The organism is Microcoleus sp. OTE_8_concoct_300 (genome assembly GCF_031383065.1).
In the GTDB taxonomy this organism is placed as follows: domain Bacteria; phylum Cyanobacteriota; class Cyanobacteriia; order Cyanobacteriales; family Microcoleaceae; genus Microcoleus.
In genome coordinates, this window is sequence record NZ_JANMZH010000932.1 from 1 (window position 1) to 5,730 (window position 5,730).

The window sequence follows — 5,730 nt, forward strand, 5'->3', positions numbered from 1 at the left end:
ATATAGCGGTTCTCAAGAAAGTGAGGTATGGGGGCGAGTCCTATGCCTATGCCCTATGCCCACGGAGGCCTATGCCCTATGCCCACGGAGGCCTATGCCCTATGCCCGCGAGAGCACCTCATGTTACTGAGAAAGGCTATACATTTTTATGCATTCCTGTCTCACATCATCACTATCACCTCTATGCTCTGCATATTTGTCAAGAAATTGCCGACCGCAATCGACACAAATATGATGAGTGCTGAGCTCTCTGGATGCCATTTTTGCGGATATGAGTTGAGCTGCATTCTGGGCATTTCATAAAAATTTACCTTATTATCCATCATGCTCTCATATTGTAATTCAGCAACGCCGATTTTTCATACTTTTGGTAAGTCTGCTATTAACTCAGCAGTGCTGGGTCGTTTTGCGTTGCTTAGTCTAAACTTCAGTTATGTAATTCGGCTTATTTACTGCACTTTGCTATCAAAAAATTGATTTGATTTATGAAAAATTCATATACACACCCACTAAAATAAGCTAAAAATAGAAATGCACCCGAAAAATAACATATAAGCTTTATGATAATATTTGATTCTTCAACTGAAAAAGATCTTTTAAATTCCTTTTCAAGTCCTCTCAAGAAACTATGCCGTCGAACTTCACTACGTCCCTGCCAAAATGCTCTACGAACTAGATACATAATAGAAAAACGATTTAATTTTATATGATGTTCAACGGCTAAGTCAATATCAAATTTTGTTTTACCATGGATTTGATTATATTTTTGTATAAATGTTGTATCTTCTCCAGAAAGTAATTTTTTTCCCTTTCTTCCTAAATCTAATTCAAAATAAAGGTTTGCATTTTTTGAATGCATCAACTCAAAACCAAAGTTTCCTCCCCAAATTTTGGCTTGATTTGTATGAATTCCTAACAAAGAAGATAAACCCAGAGGTAACCAAAAGGGTATTCGAGGATATGATTTAGGAAGTATAAGTGGTCCACCTAACATCGTATAACCCTCCAGAAATAATTGCCTATATCTACTAATAACATCCTTAAAGATAATAATATCATCATCGAAGAAAATAATATATCGATTACTAGCTTTTTGCATTCCAAGGTTACGAGAATATGAGAAACCACAGTTATCTTCTGTTACAACTACAGTAACATTATACTGCCATCTATCTAGCTTATGAATATCAGAACAAGTATCATATTTTTTCCCATCAATAATAATAATAACCTGATCATTCTTAATATACTTTAGCAGGGATTTCACCAAGTATAAACAACTATCGGGGTTAATGGTACAGACAACAATTGTTAAAGGCAAAATAACAGTCTGCTGTAAAATTGACATAATTCAAGTTTTTCAATAAAATTTTAAGGGGTAAAAGTAGCTAAGAAGCATTTTGCCACCATGCTATCACACATTATACTACGCGGGTTTACCTTTTTCCCCTTGAGTATTTGCGCGGCCATGCTGTAATCCTGGAGGTCAGCCGAGAATCCCAGACGTTCATTTGCTTCTACTGTATTTAGTCCCAAATCTTGCAAAGAATAGGCTTTCACCTTATTCAACAGACCAATACCTCTCCCTCTTGCGCCAAATAAACTACTACCCCCTGACCGGCGTTCTCAATTATCCTCAGTGCTGCTTGTAACTGCATTCGACAATCACAGCGCAGAGAACCCAAGGCATCCCCTGTTAAGCATTCCAAGTGTATTCTTACCATTACCGGGTTGTCGAACTTTGCCGGTTCACCCTTGAAGATCGCAACGTTTTCCGAGTTGTCTTGAGTATTACGGTAGCCATAAATTTTGAACGGGCCAAATTCAGTGGGTAATTCGGATTAAGGGCGCTGCAAGTCTGATGAATACTTTAATCGAAAATTTGCTAGAGTACAGCCGCCTCAGCAAAGCTAACTTGCCACTAAAAGCAGTCTCTCTTAATTTAATTGTGGCTCGCTCGATCGCGCAACTAGAGGCCGAAATTGCCCAAAAACAAGCTCGGATAACGGTTGTCGAACCGCTACCTGCGGTGTTGGCACATCCTTCTACACTGCTGCAAGTCTTGGTTAACTTGCTCTCCAATGCTCCACCAGTTCGTGCAGCCTGGGATAGCTCCCCAGGTGCGAGTTTATTCAGAAGCTGAGGAGGAATATATATATCTTTGGGTAGAAGACAACGGCATTGGTATTGCAGAAAAACTTCAAGAAAGGATTTTTGGGTTGTTCGATCGCCTGCACGGTCAAGAAGTGTATCTAGGGACGGGAATCGGGCTGGCGATAGCGAAGAAAGGAGTTGATCGGATGGGCGGTGCGATCGGGCTGGAATCGACTCTGGGAACCGGCACCCGATTCTGGGTAAAATTGCGCAAGTGCGAGTGTTGAAGAAGCAAGTTCGGCAATGGATTTTACCAGAAAAATTGGGTTTAAAGCCCCGTCCTTATAGGACGGCTTTAGTTTCTATAAAGTGTAAAGAATGATTAAACATACGCATTGTGTTAACATAGTGTTTCGTAATACGGTAAGATATTTAAATGATAACATTAGAGTTTAAGTTGAAAGGCAAAGCGAAGCAATACCGAGTCATTGACGAGATGATTAGGACGGCTCAATTTGTCCGAAATAAAACTCTTAGGTATTGGACAGAGAATCAAGGGATTAAGTTAGTTGACCTGTACAAACAATGCGCCATTATGGCAAAAGAGTTTGAATGGGCAGGTAAGCTTAATTCTATGGCACGTCAGGCTTCTGCTGAACGTGCCATTTTTGCTATCCAACGTTTTTTCGCCAATTGTAAAGCCAAGAAACCAGGGAAAAAGGGATACCCGCAGTTCAAGAAACACACTCGTTCGGTTGAATACAAAACGTCAGGATGGCTACTTTCTACCAACAAAAGATGTCTGACATTTAAAGACGGTTTTGCTGCTGGGAAGTTTAAGTTGATCGGTAATCTGGATTTGCATCTCTATGCGCCTGACGAGATAAAACGAATCAGAGTTGTGCGTCGTGCCGACGGCTACTATGCCCAATTCTGTATTAGCGTGGAGCGAAAAGAGGAGCCTATTCTCACTGGTAAAGCTATTGGGATAGATGTGGGATTGAACCATTTTTATACTGATAGCGATGGTGAGACGGTTGCCAACCCTCGCTATCTTCGTAAAAGTGAAAAAGCTTTGAAAAGATTGCAGAAGCGGATTTCTCGAAAGAAGAAAGGTTCTAGCAATCGAAGAAAAGCGATCAATAAGTTAGGAAGGAAACACCTGAAAGTCAGCAGGCAGCGCAAAGACTTCGCCATTAAGACGGCGTTGTGCGTGGTAAAATCTAGCGATTTTGTAGCCTACGAAGATCTTCAGGTGCGGAATATGGTGAAAAACCATAAGCTTGCCAAATCAATTAGTGATGCAGCGTGGTCACAATTTGCACAATGGTTAGAATACTTTGGAAAAGTGTACGACAGAACAGTAATTGCTGTTGCACCTCAGTACACTTCTCAAAATTGTTCAAGCTGTGGCAATACTGTCTTGAAAACACTTTCAACTCGCACCCATATTTGCGGTTGCGGTACGACATTGGATCGGGATCACAACGCTGGTCGCAATATTTTGGCTAAAGGGTTGAAGCAAGCAGGAATCACTTTAAATACGGCGGGGCACGCCGAAATTAACGCTTGGGGACAGACTGATCTCTACTCGTTGGTGGCAGCATCAACGAGCAAACCGACTGATTGATCCAAGAATCCTCGCGTCTTCAGACGCCCGGAGTGTCAAAGATGAGGTTCCAGGGAAGAGGTTTTTAACAGCACTATTCTGCTGTCGATAAAACAATCACTCAACCCGCTTCCTCACACCACAACACATAATAAACAAGTAGTATAGTAAGAGTTAAGTGATCTCTTGCACCGTTTCCGCCAGCTCAGGCTGTCTGACCTGTTCTACCAATAGTCCGGACAGTTTTCAATCACTAACGGCAGAATGCGGGTTTCAGCCTTCTCAGTGAGGTCAAATGCTAACGGTAGAATGAGGGTTTCAGCCTCGGTCTCAAAAACTGTCCGGAGTATTGTTCTACAACAACTTAATTAATTTGTTTGTGGGCAGGCCCTAAAAGGCTGGTTCAGGATATTACAAGCTGTAAGCTCTAATAAAATACAAGCAAATACAATCAACTTATTTGCAAGCATAATTAACCAGCCAAGTAAATATTCAAATTATCGAGATTGCTTAATAAAATATTCTGAGATTGAAGAATGTTTGCGCCCTACAAAAAGTAAAAGCCCAATGCTGTCTATTCTGTTAATCGACGACAACCCGAACGATCGCCTGATGATAGATCGAGAACTGAGGAAAAATTTTACCGATTTAGAAATTAAGTCGGTTATTGATATCCAAACTCTCGAACAAATCCTGGCAACCGGGGGCTTTGACATAGTAATTACCGACTACCAACTTCACTGGAGCGACGGATTAACTATTCTTCACAAAGTTCAAAGCCGCTACCCAAATTGTCCGGTAATTATGTGTACTGACAGCGGCAGCGAACAAGTGGCAGTCGAAGCTATGAAAGCCGGTTTGAGCGATTACGTATTCAAAGGGCGGCACTTCAAGCGACTGGCGGGGGCCGTGGGCGAAAGCTTGAAAAAAAAGCAGTTGCGCGAGAACTACGCGAAAACGTCGGCGCAGTTGGCAATTTCGGAGGAAAGGCTGAGGTTGGCGATCGAAGCCTCGAAAATGGGAACTTGGGATTGGAATTTATTAAATGGCGAGGTCGTTTGGTCCGAGGGACACGAACTGTTATTGGGGTTGGAAAAAGGCAGTTTTGCGGGAACTTACGAAGCGTTTTTTGCCTGCATTCACCCGGATGACCAGCCCTCGATCGCCCGGGCTGTTGCCTTGGCTTTAGAAAACAAAATAGAATATCAATACGAATTTAGAGTCATTTGGCCCGACGGCAGCTTGCACTGGATCGCGAGTAGGGGCAAGTTTTTTGATGATGATACGGGTAAATCGGTGCGATCGAGCGGCGTGGTTTGGGATATTACCGATCGCAAATTATCGATCGTGCGGGTGCAAGAAAGCGAGGAAAATTTGCGCTTTGCTCTAGAAGCAGCTAACGTGATGGCTTTTACCTGGGATGTGGCATCGGGGGAAGTCCGCCGTTCGTCCAATGCCGAAACACAGATGGGTTTGGGCCCAGATAGCACCTGTGGTACTTTTGAGCAAAAAAAGAATGCGGTGCATCCAGAAGACCGCGAAAGGTTTTTGGCAGATTTGGATGCAGCACTCACGGGCACGGGAGTTTACGAGTCGGAATACCGCAAACTAATCCCCGACGGCTCAGTGATTTGGCTTCACGCCAAAGGGCGGATGGTTTTTGACGCATCGGGTACAGCCCTTCGGCTGTTCGGCGTGGCGATCGATATTACGGACCGCAAACAGTTAGAATACGACCGCTCGCGCGCGTTGGCTCGCCAGCAGTCGTATATGCGCCGCCTCCAAAAGTTAACCTCCGCGTCAGTTGCCATCAACTCCACGCTGTCGGTGGGAGAAATACTTCAGTTAGCAGCAGATAGCGCCCGCCAAATTCTTGAAGTCCACCAGGTAAGTAGCTAGACAAAATTAATTACATAGTTTTCTCCAAATTCTTTCAGGATTTTTTCCACAGAGGTAACAAAAGTTCCCCAACTCTTGTAAGCAGATATCTCAATCCATTCATACTTAATAAACCGCCATAAAATTTC

Annotated in this window: 6 protein-coding genes and 1 pseudogene; 4 read left to right on the plus strand and 3 right to left on the minus strand. The window is 43.0% G+C overall.

What is annotated here, in order from left to right; all coding sequences use genetic code 11:
• Nucleotides 1-199 precede the first annotated feature (199 nt).
• The 3 genes and pseudogenes from ACUVJL_RS39560 to ribA all read right to left on the minus strand — a co-directional run.
• Entirely contained in the window at nucleotides 200-301 is a 102-nt protein-coding gene (locus tag ACUVJL_RS39560; RefSeq protein WP_445250815.1) for a transposase-like zinc-binding domain-containing protein, read from the minus strand.
• A 144-nt stretch (nucleotides 302-445) separates the two neighbouring features.
• The gene (locus tag ACUVJL_RS39565; protein ID WP_445250816.1) at nucleotides 446-1,348 is read right to left on the minus strand and encodes a glycosyltransferase family 2 protein; all 903 of its coding nucleotides are present in this window, start codon (nucleotides 1,346-1,348) and stop codon (nucleotides 446-448) included.
• A 74-nt stretch (nucleotides 1,349-1,422) separates the two neighbouring features.
• Nucleotides 1,423-1,841 (minus strand): annotated as a pseudogene (ribA, locus tag ACUVJL_RS39570) (GTP cyclohydrolase II RibA); the annotation flags it as partial.
• Nucleotides 1,842-1,861: 20 nt separating this feature from the next.
• Here ribA and ACUVJL_RS39575 point away from each other — a divergent pair.
• The 4 genes from ACUVJL_RS39575 (at nucleotide 1,862) to ACUVJL_RS39590 (ending at nucleotide 5,602) form a co-directional block, all read left to right on the plus strand.
• Nucleotides 1,862-2,143: a hypothetical protein gene (locus ACUVJL_RS39575; protein ID WP_445250817.1), complete on the plus strand. Its 282-nt coding sequence runs from the start codon at nucleotides 1,862-1,864 to the stop codon at nucleotides 2,141-2,143.
• Nucleotides 2,121-2,381 (plus strand): ATP-binding protein, encoded by a 261-nt coding sequence (locus tag ACUVJL_RS39580; RefSeq protein WP_445250818.1) that lies wholly within the window; start codon nucleotides 2,121-2,123, stop codon nucleotides 2,379-2,381. The genes ACUVJL_RS39575 and ACUVJL_RS39580 overlap by 23 nt, the downstream gene beginning before the upstream one ends.
• 149 nt (nucleotides 2,382-2,530) lie before the next feature.
• Nucleotides 2,531-3,724, plus strand: coding sequence for an RNA-guided endonuclease InsQ/TnpB family protein (locus tag ACUVJL_RS39585; RefSeq protein ID WP_445250819.1), 1,194 nt, complete (start codon nucleotides 2,531-2,533; stop codon nucleotides 3,722-3,724).
• A 546-nt stretch (nucleotides 3,725-4,270) separates the two neighbouring features.
• Nucleotides 4,271-5,602: a PAS domain-containing protein gene (locus ACUVJL_RS39590; RefSeq protein ID WP_445250820.1), complete on the plus strand. Its 1,332-nt coding sequence runs from the start codon at nucleotides 4,271-4,273 to the stop codon at nucleotides 5,600-5,602.
• The last annotated feature ends 128 nt before the right edge of the window (nucleotides 5,603-5,730 follow it).